We start from the raw sequence: 15,581 nt of genomic DNA, 5'->3' as shown, positions 1-15,581 counted from the left end.
TGCCATGGCAGTATTATTTGGAACAGGTCGCTGTTTTGTCCTCGGGGCCGCCCTGGCTTCCGTGCTCCTGGCGGGGCCGGCGCTGGCGCTGGCGCCCGAACATGAAACCCGCAGGTTGATGCTGGCTACGGAAGAGGCCGTTGTCGCAGAGAACTGGGGTGAGGCTGCGGAATACCTCAACCGGTTGCAGCAACTGGAGGGGGAAAAGCCGGAAGACTACTATTTTTATCGGGGCCGGGTGATGCTCCAGTCCTCCCATTTGAACGAGGCCCAGTCGGCCCTTGAGACCTATGTAAGCCAGGCGGGTGCGAAGGGAGCCCACTATCAGGAATCCCTTCAGCTGATCACCTCTATCGAGAAGACCAGGCGACAGAACGCTGTCGCACCCCAGGCTGCTGGCGAAAGCGAGCCGGTTGCGGTTATTGAACCAGCGGGTGAGGGCCGCGTTGAGTCACTGCGCAAGCTCTATCTGGCGGATTCAGACCGTGAAGCCTTGACCCTTCATATCAACAGCCTTCTTGAACTCGCAGGCTGGCGCCGTGATCAGGCAGTGGTGCGGCTGGACCGGCCGGCAGATGTGGAATATCGCCTGGGAACCCAGGGAGACGAGATTCAGGTGCAGGAAATCAGGCGAGCCGAAGATGGCCGTATACTGAGGAGCACCGAGCCGATGTCGGTGTTTGGCATTAACCCCCAGGTTGAGTGGCGTTGTGAAGCCGCTGTTTCGACCTGCTGGGTTTACGATCCAAGGGATGGCTCCCGCCTGCTTCAACTGGCCGCGAACCGTGAGCGAGTTCAGGAGATTGCTGAGACGCTGGGGCAGTTGATCCGGACACTTCAGCTACCGTCCGGATCCTGATTCAATCAGGGAGGTTGCCTCGTTCGCCCTCCCGGTATGCGCCGGGCGTCACCCCTGTCCACTTCTTGAAAGCCCTGTGGAAGGTTGAGGGCTCGGTGAAGCCAACCTTGGCCGCGATGTCGTTGATGGGCAGGTCCTGCCGGCTCAAGTAGTAAATCGCCATATCCCGCCGTAGCAGGTCCTTGATTTCCTGAAACGAGGTATTTTCCTGCTTCAGCCGGCGACGCAGCGTTTGCGGGCTGGTATGTAGCTCTGCGGCAATCCATTCGAAATCCGGTAACGGCTTTGAGAAATCTCTCCCGATCAGCGCACGAATCCGCCCCGTAAAGGTGTTGCTCTCGTCAGGCCGGGACAGCAGGTCTGCGGGCGACGTCTTCAGGAATTGCCGCATCTCCGGCCTGTCGCGGATAACTGGCGCAGACAGGAAGCGTTTGTCGAAGGTGAGGGCAATCCTGTCGGATTCGAACGCCAGGGGGCAGTGGAAAATGTGCCGGTATTCGTCGCCGTGGGTCGGCCGGGGGTAATCGAACTCCGCCTTTTCCAGTTCTATCGGTTGCCCGATGAGCCAGCTTCCCAAGCGATGCCAGATTACGAGGATGCTTTCCCTCAAGAAGAAACTGGGATCGTTTATTTCGCCTTCCATCCGGGCCACCAGTCGGGCATTGTCCTCGCCGATTTCGAGCTCCATCGATACCATGGGCTCGAAGAGCCGGGAAAACTGGAAGGCTTGCCGGTACACCGATTCCAGGTTGGGGCAGTCAATCACCAGCGCACACATGGTTGCGAAGGTGCCTGTCCGGGCCCGCCGGGGCCCAAGCCCCATAAACTCGTCCCCCATCCGGTTCCAGAGTACCTGCATAAGATGGCTGAACTGGTCGCTGCTGACCCGGGCCATCTCGATACGTAGGAGATCGGGCGAGATTCCTGCCTCCCGGAGCATTTCCCGGGTATCAAAACCAAGTCTTTCAGCACCCCCCAGGGCAGCCTGAACAAAGTGCTTCGAAACCGTCAGATCGGACATCACGCTCGCCATTCCATAAAAACGAAACCCATCATAAAACCCCGGCAGAACAATGCAACCGAAGCCGTCCGGACAGGCTGGTAGAAACGGCCAATCGGAATGACGGAACCGGCAGTTGGCCCCGTTGGCAAAACCGGGCAGCATGAAGGAAACGAATGCTATTCGGACAACTCTCACAATAAAAAGGAGATCATCATGGCGGGTCCTCTGACTTCGCTGAAAGTTCTGGACTTCAGTACCTTGCTGCCCGGTCCCTACGCCACCATGCTGCTGGCCGATATGGGGGCAGATGTATTACGTGTGGAAGCGCCGGACCGGGTGGATCTGACACGGGTGATGCCGCCCCATGATGCGGGAGTGAGCACGGCTCATGGTTTTCTGAATCGAGGCAAGAAGTCGCTCGGTCTCAACCTCAAAGAGCCGGGGAGCCGGGAAAAAGTCCTGGAGCTGGTCAAAGACCACGACATTGTTATCGAGCAGTTTCGCCCGGGAGTGATGGACCGGCTCGGCATTGGCTACCAGACCCTCAAAGCAGTAAATCCTCGTCTCATCTATTGCTCCATTACCGGTTACGGCCAGACCGGCCCCTACAAGGACCGCGCGGGCCATGACATCAATTATCTCTCCCTCGCGGGCGTCAGCAGCCACTGCGGCCGAGCCGACAGCGGCCCGCCACCCATGGGTATACAGATTGCAGATGTAGCTGGTGGTTCTCACCATGCCGTGATGGGCATCCTGGCTGCGGTAATTCACCGGCAACGAACCGGAGAAGGGCAGTTTGTTGATATCAGCATGACCGATGCCGCGTTCGCGCTGAACGCCATGGCCGGGGCGGCCTGCCTCGCCGGAGGCCAGGAACAGAAGCCGGAACGCGCGTTGCTGAACGGCGGCTCCTTTTACGACTACTACCAGACGCGCGACGGTCGCTGGCTTTCAGTTGGCAGTCTCGAGCCGCAGTTCGCTTCCCGCTTGTTCCACACCCTCGGGATCTCTGAGGTAACCAGCCTCGCCATGAGCCAGAATCCTGAGCATCAGCAACACCTTAAAGCGGTTCTGAAAGAAAAGATTGCAGAGAAACCCCTGGCGGAGTGGCAGGAGATTTTTGCCGACGAGGATGCCTGCGTGGAGCCGGTTCTGACCATTTCGGAGGCCGCCGAGCACCCACAGCTGAAGGCCAGGGACATGGTGATTGGTGTTGATAGAGGGGATGGCACTCAACAACCGCAGATCGGATTCCCGATCAAGTTCGAGAAAACGCCATCGGAAACGTCCCGGATCGGGAAAATGCTCGGAGCTGATAACGAAGATTACCTGTGAGTGTTGTTTGGGCGGCAAGTATTGGCCTAACGCCAAACAATATCAGGTCTTGATGGATTGCAGGCGCAACGCTGGTCACATCAAAGTACCTAATTTACATTTCTGACAAAGCAGTAAAGATAGGCTCTGGAGTTTTCGGCCAACTCGATCGGGAGAGCTACTCCAGAAATCGTAGCACAAAAATGGAAGTTTCAGCTTTGTATTGCGGGAGGCGAGAACTGAATCCTGGCTTCGGCTTCAAAACTTATTCACTTAGCAATGTTGTGCTAAATCCATCGCCGGCTTAATTCAAAACCCCAGACGCAACAAACCCCGGAATAACCGGGGTTTGTTGCGTCTGGGGCCTCCATGTGGAGGCCTTTTTCGTTGCGAGTGACTAGGGTGCTGTACACAGGTCAGGCAGGTCTGCCAGCGCGACACCAAACGTCACATATGTCTCGCAGAGCATGCCACCGAATACTGCAAGGTTGTCGGCGGAAGTAGGTGTCCCATGATTGCCCTCTTGATAAGTTGTAATCATGTCTAAACCGATTGTGAGAGGTTTTGTTCCCGCCAGAGGCGCGTTGAAGCTGTTTACGGTTACAGGTACAGGAAGCCCGGTCTGCTCTGGAGTAAATGTACCTGACAGCGCAGGAATACCCCACCGCTGGTCATCAGCTGCGTTTGGTATAACCGTGTCTCCAGCCACCTCTGATAGAAGAACGTCTGTCGAAGCGCCGAGTGTATCAACAAAGTTGATTGGGTCTGCTGAGTCAATTGCCGCCTGGAGAACATTGAGGTATGCCTCAAGCGAGGCATCGCCCTGTGTCAGGCCCGCTGCCTGCTGAAGTCCAAGCAAGATGCGCGGTGCAAAAGCAGGTGAGTTTTCAAGCAAGCGAACAATCCCTCCACCTGGTGTCAGCATGCTGGCAGAAGCAATGTCATTGAAAGTGGCCGGAATATCAGAACTTCCGTCAGCAGCAGTGAAAATCGTCGAACCTATTTGATTTTCGTTGACTGATGCTACGAAGGGCATGCCTGTGATGGTTCCAAGAGAATGGCCGGCAAAATACACGGTATCAGCCGCAGTTACATTGATGCCTGTGCCGCTACCGCCGACGCTCACCGGACGGGGTAACGTAATGCCAGGCTTGCCGGCGAGAGGATTACCAAACAAGGTTGCCCGGAGGTTCATTTGATCAACGACACTTTGACGGTTGTTGTCCCGCGCTGTTAAGAAGTTTTGCAGGTTAATGTAAAAGCTGCCCGATCCCTCAGTCCCTTCTGGTGCAGCTGGGTCAAATACCATTGGTGCTGGAGTCCCACTTGCATCTGAGTATAGATTGAAGTGTCGTTCGTTAGTGGCAGGTGCAAGCCCAGGAATTGTGCTGCCCGCGTTTGCAACTGTATTTACAAGGGACTGCGCTGTGAGAGTGCTTTCCTGTGTTGCAGTTCCCCCAGCCAAGGCATCCGCAAGATCAGAGACGTTACCCGCAACCACCAGAGGTGCCAAAGCATCGGCTTCGGCTTCAGACGCGCCGCCCCCGATCAGAAGTGCAGTAGCCAAAGGAAGTTGTTCATTTGCGGAGAAAGGTGCCACACCATGTAATGGCTGATCAATGGCTACAACAACGAAACCTTGCGCTGCTAAGCCTGTGCCGAAAGTAAGTGCTGCACTGCGGTCAGTGGTAATGCCATGCTGATACATGACTACACCTCTGATATCCCCGCTGTTAGGGTACAGAGCCAGGAGAGGAACTTCTTGAGTACTCAACTCCTTAGGGAAGGGAAATATGTAGTTGACTGCAGTAGACACCGTCGGATCTGCTTGCGGCAATGATACACCAAGCGCGGAAAAGGTTGTGTTGAGCGCTTCGGCCAAATCGCTGTCTGCAGTCCAGTTGGTTGAGCCAAAGCCGGCAATGCCTGCCGCGCTATCTCCAAGATAGTACGGCAGTGAGACGGTTCCTTGCGCGGCAAGTACATTCTCGGAACCGGGAATCGCGCCTGCTACTGCGGATACGAGGCCTACCGGAGAGATGGTAGAGCTATCGATAGAGATAGTGTCGGTGAAACCACCTGATCCGTCTGCTACATTGCGATTAACGCCAGGAACAGGCGTCGGCAATTGGCCGGCAAAATTGGATGCCAGAGCTACGCCTACGCAATTGACAGCAGGCTCACCAAGCTCAACAAGGCCAGTGGCATTCGCTTCACCGACCTCGCAAGGTCCTCCTGGTGCAAAAAGAGCATTAAGAGGGGAGTCTGGGTTGGCTGGAAGAGATGTAGGGAATGCATTGAATGCTGTATCTACTGCAGTCTTCACTTCTGAGTATGACGAGGCACCGGCTTCAACTGCTTGGGAGGCGGCACTTACTTTGACGAATGTTTCGATCTGATCAGAGAACCAAGAAGCAGGCTCTGCAATATATTGAAGCACCTTCTCGTCATTTGAGGTGGTGAAGCTGTAGCTAATAGCTATGTCGTCTTCGGTAACCGGGGCTCCAATAAACTCGAAGAAGCCCGCGGCGGTCGCTTCCCAAAGGTTGTTGATCAGTGCTTTCACGGGGGCCAGGGCTGGATTGCCAAGCGGCTGTGCCTCGTCGGTCAGGCTCTGATAACTGGGGGAAGCAACGATGGCATCGCCGTTGATATCTGTAACGCCCTTAGTCACAACCGCTACGTAGCGTTTGCGCGGATTTAAAGGCTCGAGAGGCAGGATTCTGATAGCGGACGTGCCGCTTAGTGTCTCGACGTCCGCTCTTGCGCTGGCAAGTCCGATAGGCGTAGGCGGTTCTTGATTGCTAAGTCCCTGAACAGGATCTCCGCTGGCGTATTCAAGTTCGATAAGAAAAACCGTCTGACCGTATACAACAGATTCTTGGTTTATCTGGCCATTAAACTGAATGACTGCAGGCGCGACAGTTGAAGCACCGCTCAGCTCATTCAGTGCAGTAGTCACTGGTGGTGAGGTGTCACCGACACCGAAAGTGCCATCACCCTGCTCTGAGTCAAAAATCAGATCATTCGGAATAGGTAGTTCGCTGGTGATTGGGTTAAAAATCGGCCAAGTTTTTCCAGTAAAGTCCGGGTTTGTGATCTGATAATCCGGATTAGCATTCGCCCCCGTCTCGCCACTATCAAAGCAGCCTGTAAGTCCAACGGAAGACGCCACGGCAAGACTTATTAGAGTTTTCTTGAACATGGGTGGAACCTTTTCCTGTTGTTGTGTCGTTATGTTCGGCAGCTGACGGGGCCGGTCTGATCCGGTAAGCCCGTTGTCAGTGGCCTGTTCTGCTTAAACTGTTGTCTGAAATTGTAGCCAGCGCTGTAAGCCAATTTCTGTATCTCTGACTATAGCGACAGTATGGCAAGTGTTGATCAGCCAAAAGTGTGATTCTTCTGGATTGAATCCTCCCCGCACAGTTGGAGTTCGGCCTTTGAGAAAAATAGTTGCCGGATAACGGTTTGTCGAGGTCCGGCAACGGGGAAATTGAGGCGCAGTCGAGGTTTACTCGAAGCGCGAGAAATCCGGTGCGCGTTTTTCCATAAAGGCCCGGAAGGCTTCGGCAGCTTCTGGGGATTTCAGGCGCTCGGCAAACAGCTGACCCTCTTCGAGCATGGTCTCCCGAAGTGCCGCCATGGTTGGCTGATTCAAAAGGGCTTTGGTGGCTCGAATCGCCGCCGGGGCTTTTTCAGTGAACCGCTGGCAGGCTTCAAAGGCATTGGCTTCGGTCTGCTCAGGTTCGCAAACCCGGTTGATCAGGCCAAGCCGAAGAGCTTCTTCCGCGGAGAAGGCACCACCAAGCATCAGCAGCTCCGCGGTGCGCACCCGGCCAATCCAGGAGGGAAGTAGCAGGCTCGAGCCGCCCTCGGGGCACAGGCCGAGGCTGGCAAAGGGCATCTGGAACGCCGTGTTGTTGCCGGCGAACACCAGATCGCAGTGCAGCAACATAGTGGTGCCAATGCCAACGGCCGCGCCATTGACCGACGCCACCACAGGTTTGGTTGCACTGGCCAGTAATAAAAGAAAGCGGCCGACTGGGGTTTGTTCGAAATCACCGGGCAAGCCGGCGGCAAATTCGCTCAGGTCGTTGCCTGCAGTGAAACACTCGCTTGTGCCGGTGAAGAGTACGCACCGGATGTTGGTGTCATCCCGGGCCTGCTCCAGAGCGTCCCCCATGGCGGTGTACATGGCGTGGGTGAGGGCGTTCTTGCGCTCTGGCCGGTTCAGTCGAACGATGAGAATCCGGTCTTTTATTTCGGTGAGGACGAGGTCAGTCACGGTGTCTCCTGCGGTGTTATTCTAGTTTGGTTAGGATGGTACCCTTTTCTCGTGGCGTTTTTCACGGGTTTTAATCCTTGCTTCGCCATCTGTCCAATCACTCGCCAAACCGATTTTCTGGTAAACTCTCGCCTCCCGATTTTTACGACACGACATAACGATATCAAGCTGATGAGGCGCCTATGACCACCGTAATCCGCCAGGACGACCTGATTGAAAGCGTAGCGGACGCGCTGCAGTTCATTTCCTACTACCACCCGAAAGATTTCATTGATGGTGTGTATGAGGCCTACCAGAAGGAAGAATCCCAGGCGGCCAAGGATGCCATGGCCCAGATCCTGATCAACTCGCGCATGTGTGCGGAAGGGCATCGGCCCTTGTGTCAGGACACTGGCATTGTGACGGTATTCGTCAACATCGGTATGAACGTCCAGTGGGACTGCGAGCTACCCCTGGATGATGTGATCAACGAAGGGGTGCGTCGCGCCTATACCCATCCGGACAACGTGCTGCGCGCTTCTATTCTGGATGACCCGGACGGCAAGCGTAAGAACACCGGTGATAACACGCCGGCTATCATCCACTACAAGATGGTTCCGGGCGATACGGTTGAAGTGCACGTGGCTGCCAAAGGTGGTGGTTCAGAGGCTAAGTCCAAGTTCGCGATGCTGAATCCGTCCGATTCGGTTGTCGATTGGGTTCTTAAAATGGTCCCGCAGATGGGGGCTGGCTGGTGCCCGCCTGGCATGCTGGGCATTGGTATTGGCGGTACCGCCGAAAAGGCGATGGAAATGGCCAAGGAATCCCTGCTGGATCCGATCGATATCCACGACCTGAAAGCGCGCGGTGCCTCGAACAGAGCCGAGGAACTGCGTCTTGAGCTGTTCGACAAGGTGAATGATCTGGGTATCGGTGCCCAGGGGCTGGGTGGCCTGACCACCGTTCTGGACGTTAAGGTCAAGGATTACCCGACGCACGCTGCCAATAAGCCGGTGGCCATCATCCCGAACTGTGCTGCGACTCGCCACGCGCATTTCACTCTGGATGGTACCGGACCGTCCCTGCAGACGCCGCCGCGCCTGGAAGACTGGCCGGAAATCACCTGGGAAGTGGGCGACAACGTGCGTCGCGTGAATCTGGATACGGTGACCCCGGAAGACGTAAAGGACTGGCAGCCGGGCGAAACCGTCCTGCTCTCCGGCAAGATGCTGACCGGCCGGGATGCTGCCCACAAGAAGATGGTCGACATGATCGAGAAAGGCGAGGAACTGCCAGTCGATCTGAAGGGTCGCTTCATTTATTACGTGGGTCCGGTTGATCCGGTGCGCGAAGAGGTCGTTGGTCCTGCAGGCCCGACGACTGCGACCCGAATGGACAAGTTTACCCACACCATGCTCGAGAAGACCGGCCTTACCGGCATGATCGGTAAAGCAGAGCGCGGTCAGGTGGCCATCGACGCCATCAAGGAATTCGGTGCGGTCTACCTGATGGCCGTGGGCGGGTCCGCTTACCTGGTCTCCAAGGCCATCAAGAATGCGGAAGTGGTTGCCTTCCCGGAACTGGGTATGGAAGCCATTTACGAGTTCGAGGTCGAAGACATGCCGGTCACAGTCGCCGTTGATTCGCGCGGCTCGTCTGTGCACCAGACAGGTCCTGCGGAGTGGCACGAGAAGATCATTGCTGCCAAGGCGGTCTGATCTCGGTAGGTTGCAGAAAAAACAAAAGGGCCGGACGAGTATATCGTCCGGCCCTTTTTCGTTGACTGGCGCAGCTACCTCAACTTGAACAGCTGATATTCAGGTGCTTGCCCCAATCCGGCGGCAATGCAGCATAAGCCTCACTTTCCGGTTGCTCGTCATAGGGGCGTTCGAGAACCTTCAATAGTGCTTTCATCGGTTCGTAATCCCCGTTTTGCGCTTCCTGGATAACCTGCTGGGCCAGATAGTTCCTCAGCACATACTTCGGATTTACACGGCGCATGGCGTATTCCCGCTCATCGTGAGCGCGGCTTTCGTTCATGAGTCTCTCCTCATAACGCTCCAGCCACTGGCCTGCCACGCTGCGATCTACAAACAGATCCCGCACCGGCCCATGGCCATGGCTGTGCAGATTCGAGAGCGCCCGGAAGAAAGCCGTGTAGTCGACATGGTGCTCGTGCATCATGCTGAAGGTATCCATGATCAGGCTCAGGTCCGCTTCATCCTCGATGATCAGGCCAAGCTTGTCTCGCATGTTCTGGAGGAAGCGTTCGTTGTAGGCCACTTCATAGCGGCGAAGCCCCCGGCGCACGTCGTCCTCCTCCATTACCGGGAGCAGGGCTGTGGCCAGGTAGCGGCAATTCTCGAACCCGACTTGTGGTTGACGGTTGTAGGCGTAGCGCCCGCCCTGGTCGGTATGGTTGCTTATATAGCCGGCATCGAAATCATCAAGGAATGCGAAAGGGCCATAATCAAAGGTGTCGCCGATGATGGACATGTTGTCGCTGTTCATCACGCCATGGCAGAAGCCGACTGCCTGCCAGTCCGCAATCGTTCTTGCGGTGCGTTCCACCACTTCCTCGAACCAGCGGGCGTATCGATCGTCATCCGGCAGGTTGATCAGATGAGGGAAGTGCAGCGAGATCACATGCTCAAGCAGAGTCTTTACGCTTTCAGGTCCTTCGTGGTGAGCGGCGAACTCGAAGTGTCCGAAGCGAATATGGCTTTGAGCCACGCGCACCAGTGCCGCCGCCGTCTCGATGGATTCCCTGCGCACCGGGTCTTTGGCGCTCACCATGAACAGTGCCCGGGTGGTAGGGATACCCAGTCCGTGCATGGCTTCACTGCACAGGTATTCGCGAATGGTGGAGCGAAGCACAGCGCGGCCATCTCCGAAGCGGGAGTAGGGAGTCATACCGGCGCCTTTGAGGTGCCAGTCCCAGCGTCGTCCATCGGGGCCAACGGTTTCCCACAGTAGCAGTCCACGGCCGTCGCCCAGATCGGGATTGTAGGCGCCGAACTGGTGGCCCGTGTATTTCATGGCCACAGGCTCCATGCCCTCGAGTAACTCTGATCCTGCACCCACGCCGGTCCACTCCGATTCGGAATCGGCGCGAAAGCCCATCTGTTCCGCGAGCTTGTGGTTGAAGCACACCATCTTTGCGTCTTTTAGTGGTGAGGGCTGAACCCGGGTATAAAAACTGTCCGGGAGCTCCAGGTAGCGATGCTCTATTCGAAAATCGTTGCCACTCATAAAACGCCTATACTCCCATTGGTATGAATTCTGCTGCCGTCTCTCTTAAGTCATCCATTGAACTGGAAACCCTCCGTGTCTGATCGCTCGCTAGAACAAACCATCAGTGCCCTGATTCAGCAGGAAGGCCTGCCCGATGCCTACGCCGAAACGGTAGAAAAGACCATTCTGCCGCTCGCAGACCGAATCTGTGCGCTCCATGATACGGAAAAGCAACCCATTGTGGTTGGTATTCACGGAGCCCAGGGTACGGGCAAGTCTACGTTGACACTCTTTTTACGGGAAATTCTGCTGCGCCACCGCAACCGGTCTGCGGCCAATTTTTCCCTGGATGATATTTACCTTACCAGAGGTGAACGCCAGGACCTCGCCGAACGGGTGCACCCGTTGTTTATAACCCGTGGCGTGCCGGGAACACACGACGTTGCGCTCGGGCAACAGGTCTTGAACCGCTTGCGCAGTGCAGTGCCTGAAGATGCCACCCCGATTCCTGCATTCGACAAGTCGCGGGACGACCGGGTTCCCCGGGATCAGTGGCCTGTCTTCGGGGGAAGTGCGGAGGTCATTCTTCTTGAGGGGTGGTGCCTTGATGCGCGACCGGAGCAAGACAGTGCGCTTGCCCAGCCGATGAATCCTCTGGAGGAGAACGAGGACCCGGACGGCGTCTGGCGCAGCTATGTTAATGATCAGTTGAAAGGGGAATACCGGAAATTTTTTGATGAAATCGATTTTCTGATCATGTTGAAGGCTCCCTCCATGGCGTGTGTTCTTGAGTGGCGTCGACTCCAGGAACAAAAGCTGGCAAATAAAATCCGCAATGCACCAAAAAGTGGCGGGCCCCATGATGGTGCACAGGAGTTGCGCATTATGACCGACGAAGAAGTCGGCCGCTTCGTGATGCACTATGAACGGGTTACTCGTGCCTGCCTCGCAGAAATGCCTGGGCGGGCTGATGTTCTGATCAACGTGGCCGAGGACCATTCCCTTGGCCTTCCGCAGTTTCGCGAGGCCTAACGGAGACCGGCCATGGCCAGACCCCATTTGATTCTCTTCTCGGATCTGGACGGCACCCTGCTGGACCACGACGACTACCGCTGGCACGCGGCGGGGCCCGCCCTGGAAAGGCTGAAGGCAGCCAATATTCCCCTGGTGCTTAACTCCAGCAAAACCATGCCGGAGATCCGGGCTTTGAGGGAAGAACTTGGAAACAACGATCCGTTTATTGTCGAAAACGGTGCAGCCGTGGTTATTCCGCCCCACGCCCTGGGCAATGAGGAAGAAGAAGTGGTGAATTTTGGTGCAACCCGGGAACGCGTCCTTGAGGTGCTGGGCACGCAACGGAAGAAGGGCGCGCGATTCAGGGGCTTTGCCGACATGTCTACCGATGAACTGGCAGCGCAGACCGGCCTGGATCCGGCAGCGGCCGGGCGGGCCAAAGAGCGGCTGGGAACCGAACCATTGATCTGGCAGGGCTCGGAGCAGGAGCTGGCGGAGTTTGAAGCGGCTCTGAGTGCCGAGGATCTCCGCCTGGTAGCAGGCGGACGTTTCCTCCATGCCATGGGTATATTTGATAAAGCCGATGGGGCCCGGTTCTTGCTAAACAAATACAAAGAGCAATACCGGGAGCAGTATGGCGATGGGCCAGTGTTGGCCATTGCCCTGGGTGATAGCCCCAACGATCAGCAGATGCTGGAATCGGCGGATATACCGGTGGTGATCCGGGGCGTAAAAAGCGAAGAGGTTCGGTTGCCTTCGGCAAAACACGCCATTCGCTCCCTCAAGCCCGGCCCCGAGGGCTGGAATGAGTGCGTGCTCAATCTCCTGTTTGAGTACGGGTACTGACCCGTTCGAGTGTGGGTATAAAAAAGGAGAGCCGCCATGGGCGACTTTTACCAGAATGGCATTATCACAACCCTTCATAACCTGGTTCGGCGTCCGGTGGAGGACCTGGAAGCAGAGCTGATGAGTTTTCGCAAAGCCCGGCCCATGTCGCTGGTGCTGCCGTCGCTTTATTCGGAGCTGGAGGGGCCGGCCCTGAAAAACATTGTGCACGAGCTGGGTAAGGTGCCGTATCTGGATCAGGTAGTGATTGGCCTGGACCGCGCCAACGAGGAACAATACCGCCACGCCCTGGAGTATTTCTCGGAACTGCCCCAGAACTTCAAGGTGCTCTGGAACGACGGGCCACGTCTCAGGGCCATTGACCTGAAGCTTCGGGAGCAGAACCTGGCACCGACGGAAATGGGCAAGGGCCGGAACGTCTGGTATTGCTTTGGCTATGTACTGGCCTCCGGTGTCAGCAAGTCCGTCGCCTTGCACGACTGCGACATCCTCACGTATTCCCGGGACCTCGTGGCCCGCCTTATCTATCCTGTGGCCAATCCCGGCTTCAACTACATGTTCTGCAAAGGCTACTACGCCCGGGTGGCGGACGGAAAAATGAACGGACGGGTGAGCCGCCTGCTGGTGACACCGCTGATCCGCGCGCTGAAGAAAGTCTGCGGCCCCAACGATTTTCTGGATTACCTGGACAGTTACCGGTACCCCCTGGCCGGGGAGTTCTCGTTCCGAACGGATGTGATCAATGATCTGCGCATTCCCAGCGACTGGGGGCTGGAGATCGGTGTGCTGTCGGAGATGAAGCGCAACTACGCCACCAACCGCCTGTGCCAGGTGGATATTGCCGATGTCTACGACCACAAGCACCAGGAGCTTTCGCCGGAGGATGCCAGCAAGGGGCTGTCCAAAATGAGCATGGATATCGCCAAGGCCCTGTTCCGAAAGCTGGCGACCAACGGCGAGATTTTCTCCAATGAAAAATTCCGGACGATCAAGGCCACGTATTTCCGCATTGCCCTGGATTTTGTGGAGACCTACCAGAACGACGCCATTATTAACGGCCTGACGTTTGATCGTCACAAGGAGGAGAAGGCCGTGGAACTCTTCGCCCAGAACGTAATGCGGGCCGGCGCCTATTTCCTTGATAACCCGATGGACACCCCTTTTATTCCCAGCTGGAACCGGGTAACAAGCGCCATTCCCGACATCAAGGAGCAGTTGCTGGAGGCAGTGGAACTGGATAATGAGGAATTCCGGCCATGACCCAGCCTCTGAAAGCGAAGCTGGTTTCCATGCTGGAGGTGGTCTATCCGGAGCTGGACTGTGATTTTCTGGCCGAGGAGCTGCTGATCACCATGGGGCTGGAGCCCAACCAGGCACCGCCCCCTGCGCACCAGAATAATTGGGACGAATCGGATGTGGTGCTGATTACCTATGCCGACACGGTTCAGCGGGCGGACGAAAAGCCGCTGCAAACGCTGCATCGTTTCCTGGGCGATTGCCTGTCAGATGCTGTCTCGTCGGTGCATATACTGCCTTTTTTCCCCTACAGCTCCGACGACGGTTTCTCGGTCATGGACTATCTGGCGGTGAACGAGTCCCACGGAAGCTGGGAGGATATCGAGCGCATCGCACGGGATTACAAACTGATGGCGGACCTGGTGATCAACCATATGTCGGCCCGCAGCCGCTGGTTCGAGAATTTCCGCAAACGGGTAGACCCGGGGAAGGATTATTTCTTCGAGGGCAATCCGAAGGACGATCTGAGTGCCGTCGTGCGTCCACGAACCTCGCCACTGCTGAACCCGGTTCAGACCGATGATGGCGAACGGTATGTCTGGTGCACCTTCAGTGAGGATCAGGTCGATCTGAACTTTGCCAACCCAAAGGTGCTCATCGAGTTCGCGGCCATCATCCGGCGCTACCTGGAGCGTGGCATTATCATCTTCCGGCTCGATGCCGTCGCCTTTCTCTGGAAAGAGTCGGGCACACCCTGCATCCATTTGCAGCAGACCCATGAACTGATCAAGATCCTGCGCCTGTTGATCGAGCACCACAGCCCGGATGCGGTGGTGATTACCGAGACCAACGTACCCAACCGCGAGAATCTCACCTATTTCGGTAACGCCAACGAAGCCCATGTAATCTATAACTTTTCCCTGCCGCCCCTGCTGATCAATACCCTGGTTACCGGTGACTGCAAGCACCTGAAAACCTGGCTGATGAGCATGCCGCCAGCGCAGATGGGCACCACCTATCTGAACTTTATTGCGTCCCACGATGGTGTGGGTATGCGGCCAACGGATGGTCTGCTGACGGAGGAAGAGAAGCAGCGGCTGATCAACACCATGGACTCGTTCGGCGGCAAGGTCTCGTACCGGCGCACGCCGGATGGCCGAGACCAGCCCTACGAAATCAACATCGCCCTGTACGATGCGCTGCAGGGCACGGCGGAGTCGGGCCGGGATCACTGGCAGTTGCAGCGCTTCGTCTGCGCCCACACCGTAATGCTGGCGCTGGAGGGGATTCCCGCCTTCTACATTCACAGTCTGCTGGCGACTGAGAACGATCTGGAGCGGGTGGAGCACACCGGTCGGCTTCGATCCATTAACCGCAGCCAGTGGCAACTGGATACTCTGGAGCAGAAGCTCGCAGATCCCCTGAGCCATCACAGCAAGGCGTTCGAGGAGCTGAAGCGGCTGATTGCCATCCGGCGTAAACAACCTGCGTTTCACCCGAACGCCACCCAGTTCACCCTGCATCTCGGCCTGCAGCTGTTTGGTTTCTGGCGCCAGAGTATGCGCCGGGACCAGTCCATCTTCTGCATTCACAACATCAGTAACGAGGTGCAGCAGGTAGCGCTGAGCGACATCAATCTCATCGGCACCGATCATTGGCTGGATCTGATTTCCGGGATGACTATTGATGATCTGTCTGGCTCGATCACCCTGAAACCTTATCAGAGTGTTTGGCTGTCCAACCTGGAAGTTACCGGCTGATCCTGTCTTTGCGCCATTTGTGCAATGCTCGGAAAACTTGGGGTATCCTGT

11 protein-coding genes are annotated in these 15,581 nt (G+C 56.5%); 7 read left to right on the top strand and 4 right to left on the bottom strand.

What is annotated here, in order from left to right:
• Positions 1 to 4: 4 nt before the first annotated feature.
• On the top strand, positions 5 to 859 hold the full coding sequence (locus AC13DD_RS12695) for a hypothetical protein (RefSeq protein ID WP_273018188.1): 855 nt from the start codon (positions 5 to 7) through the stop codon (positions 857 to 859).
• A 1-nt stretch (position 860) separates the two neighbouring features.
• On the opposite strand, the gene AC13DD_RS12690 is transcribed toward AC13DD_RS12695, so the two are convergent.
• Complete coding sequence (locus AC13DD_RS12690) at positions 861 to 1,880, bottom strand: AraC family transcriptional regulator (protein WP_092031574.1); 1,020 nt, start codon at positions 1,878 to 1,880, stop codon at positions 861 to 863.
• A gap of 195 nt (positions 1,881 to 2,075) precedes the next feature.
• On the opposite strand from AC13DD_RS12690, the gene AC13DD_RS12685 reads away from it, so the two are divergent.
• A complete protein-coding gene (locus AC13DD_RS12685) occupies positions 2,076 to 3,197 on the top strand; it encodes a CaiB/BaiF CoA transferase family protein (RefSeq protein WP_286802975.1) in 1,122 nt (373 codons plus the stop codon).
• A gap of 376 nt (positions 3,198 to 3,573) precedes the next feature.
• On the opposite strand, the gene AC13DD_RS12680 is transcribed toward AC13DD_RS12685, so the two are convergent.
• Both AC13DD_RS12680 and AC13DD_RS12675 read right to left on the bottom strand, forming a co-directional pair.
• Complete coding sequence (locus tag AC13DD_RS12680) at positions 3,574 to 6,381, bottom strand: hypothetical protein (RefSeq protein WP_273072137.1); 2,808 nt, start codon at positions 6,379 to 6,381, stop codon at positions 3,574 to 3,576.
• A 306-nt stretch (positions 6,382 to 6,687) separates the two neighbouring features.
• A complete protein-coding gene (locus tag AC13DD_RS12675) occupies positions 6,688 to 7,461 on the bottom strand; it encodes an enoyl-CoA hydratase (protein WP_482931248.1) in 774 nt (257 codons plus the stop codon).
• Positions 7,462 to 7,643: 182 nt separating this feature from the next.
• Here AC13DD_RS12675 and AC13DD_RS12670 point away from each other — a divergent pair, with 182 nt between their 5' ends.
• Complete coding sequence (locus tag AC13DD_RS12670; protein WP_014576609.1) at positions 7,644 to 9,158, top strand: fumarate hydratase; 1,515 nt, start codon at positions 7,644 to 7,646, stop codon at positions 9,156 to 9,158.
• 79 nt (positions 9,159 to 9,237) lie between these two features.
• Here AC13DD_RS12670 and AC13DD_RS12665 read toward each other — a convergent pair whose 3' ends face one another.
• Positions 9,238 to 10,692: a protein adenylyltransferase SelO gene (locus AC13DD_RS12665; RefSeq protein ID WP_482931247.1), complete on the bottom strand. Its 1,455-nt coding sequence runs from the start codon at positions 10,690 to 10,692 to the stop codon at positions 9,238 to 9,240.
• A 75-nt stretch (positions 10,693 to 10,767) separates the two neighbouring features.
• Between AC13DD_RS12665 and AC13DD_RS12660 the strand changes: the two genes are divergently transcribed.
• Genes AC13DD_RS12660 through AC13DD_RS12645 form a run of 4 tightly spaced genes read left to right on the top strand, consistent with a single transcriptional unit; the run spans position 10,768 to position 15,530 of the window.
• Positions 10,768 to 11,706, top strand: coding sequence for a hypothetical protein (locus AC13DD_RS12660; protein ID WP_075267679.1), 939 nt, complete (start codon positions 10,768 to 10,770; stop codon positions 11,704 to 11,706).
• Positions 11,707 to 11,718: 12 nt separating this feature from the next.
• Positions 11,719 to 12,534 (top strand): HAD-IIB family hydrolase, encoded by an 816-nt coding sequence (locus tag AC13DD_RS12655; protein ID WP_053114824.1) that lies wholly within the window; start codon positions 11,719 to 11,721, stop codon positions 12,532 to 12,534.
• A gap of 36 nt (positions 12,535 to 12,570) precedes the next feature.
• Positions 12,571 to 13,794 (top strand): glycosyltransferase family protein, encoded by a 1,224-nt coding sequence (locus tag AC13DD_RS12650; protein WP_482931246.1) that lies wholly within the window; start codon positions 12,571 to 12,573, stop codon positions 13,792 to 13,794.
• Entirely contained in the window at positions 13,791 to 15,530 is a 1,740-nt protein-coding gene (locus tag AC13DD_RS12645) for a sugar phosphorylase (protein ID WP_482931245.1), read from the top strand. Before AC13DD_RS12650 ends, AC13DD_RS12645 begins: the two co-directional genes overlap by 4 nt.
• Positions 15,531 to 15,581 lie beyond the last annotated feature (51 nt).

It is taken from the genome of Marinobacter sp. L-13 (genome assembly GCF_056857715.1).
Note: the sequence above shows the minus strand (reverse complement) of the source record. Positions and strands in the feature narration are given on the sequence as shown.

Coding starts and splice junctions, on each gene's coding strand:
- AC13DD_RS12695 (WP_273018188.1), top strand. CDS start 5: ATGGCAGTATTATTTGGAACAGGTCGCTGTTTTGTCCTCGGGGCCGCC.
- AC13DD_RS12690 (WP_092031574.1), bottom strand. CDS start 1,880: ATGTCCGATCTGACGGTTTCGAAGCACTTTGTTCAGGCTGCCCTGGGG.
- AC13DD_RS12685 (WP_286802975.1), top strand. CDS start 2,076: ATGGCGGGTCCTCTGACTTCGCTGAAAGTTCTGGACTTCAGTACCTTG.
- AC13DD_RS12680 (WP_273072137.1), bottom strand. CDS start 6,381: ATGTTCAAGAAAACTCTAATAAGTCTTGCCGTGGCGTCTTCCGTTGGA.
- AC13DD_RS12670 (WP_014576609.1), top strand. CDS start 7,644: ATGACCACCGTAATCCGCCAGGACGACCTGATTGAAAGCGTAGCGGAC.
- AC13DD_RS12665 (WP_482931247.1), bottom strand. CDS start 10,692: ATGAGTGGCAACGATTTTCGAATAGAGCATCGCTACCTGGAGCTCCCG.
- AC13DD_RS12655 (WP_053114824.1), top strand. CDS start 11,719: ATGGCCAGACCCCATTTGATTCTCTTCTCGGATCTGGACGGCACCCTG.
- AC13DD_RS12650 (WP_482931246.1), top strand. CDS start 12,571: ATGGGCGACTTTTACCAGAATGGCATTATCACAACCCTTCATAACCTG.
- AC13DD_RS12645 (WP_482931245.1), top strand. CDS start 13,791: ATGACCCAGCCTCTGAAAGCGAAGCTGGTTTCCATGCTGGAGGTGGTC.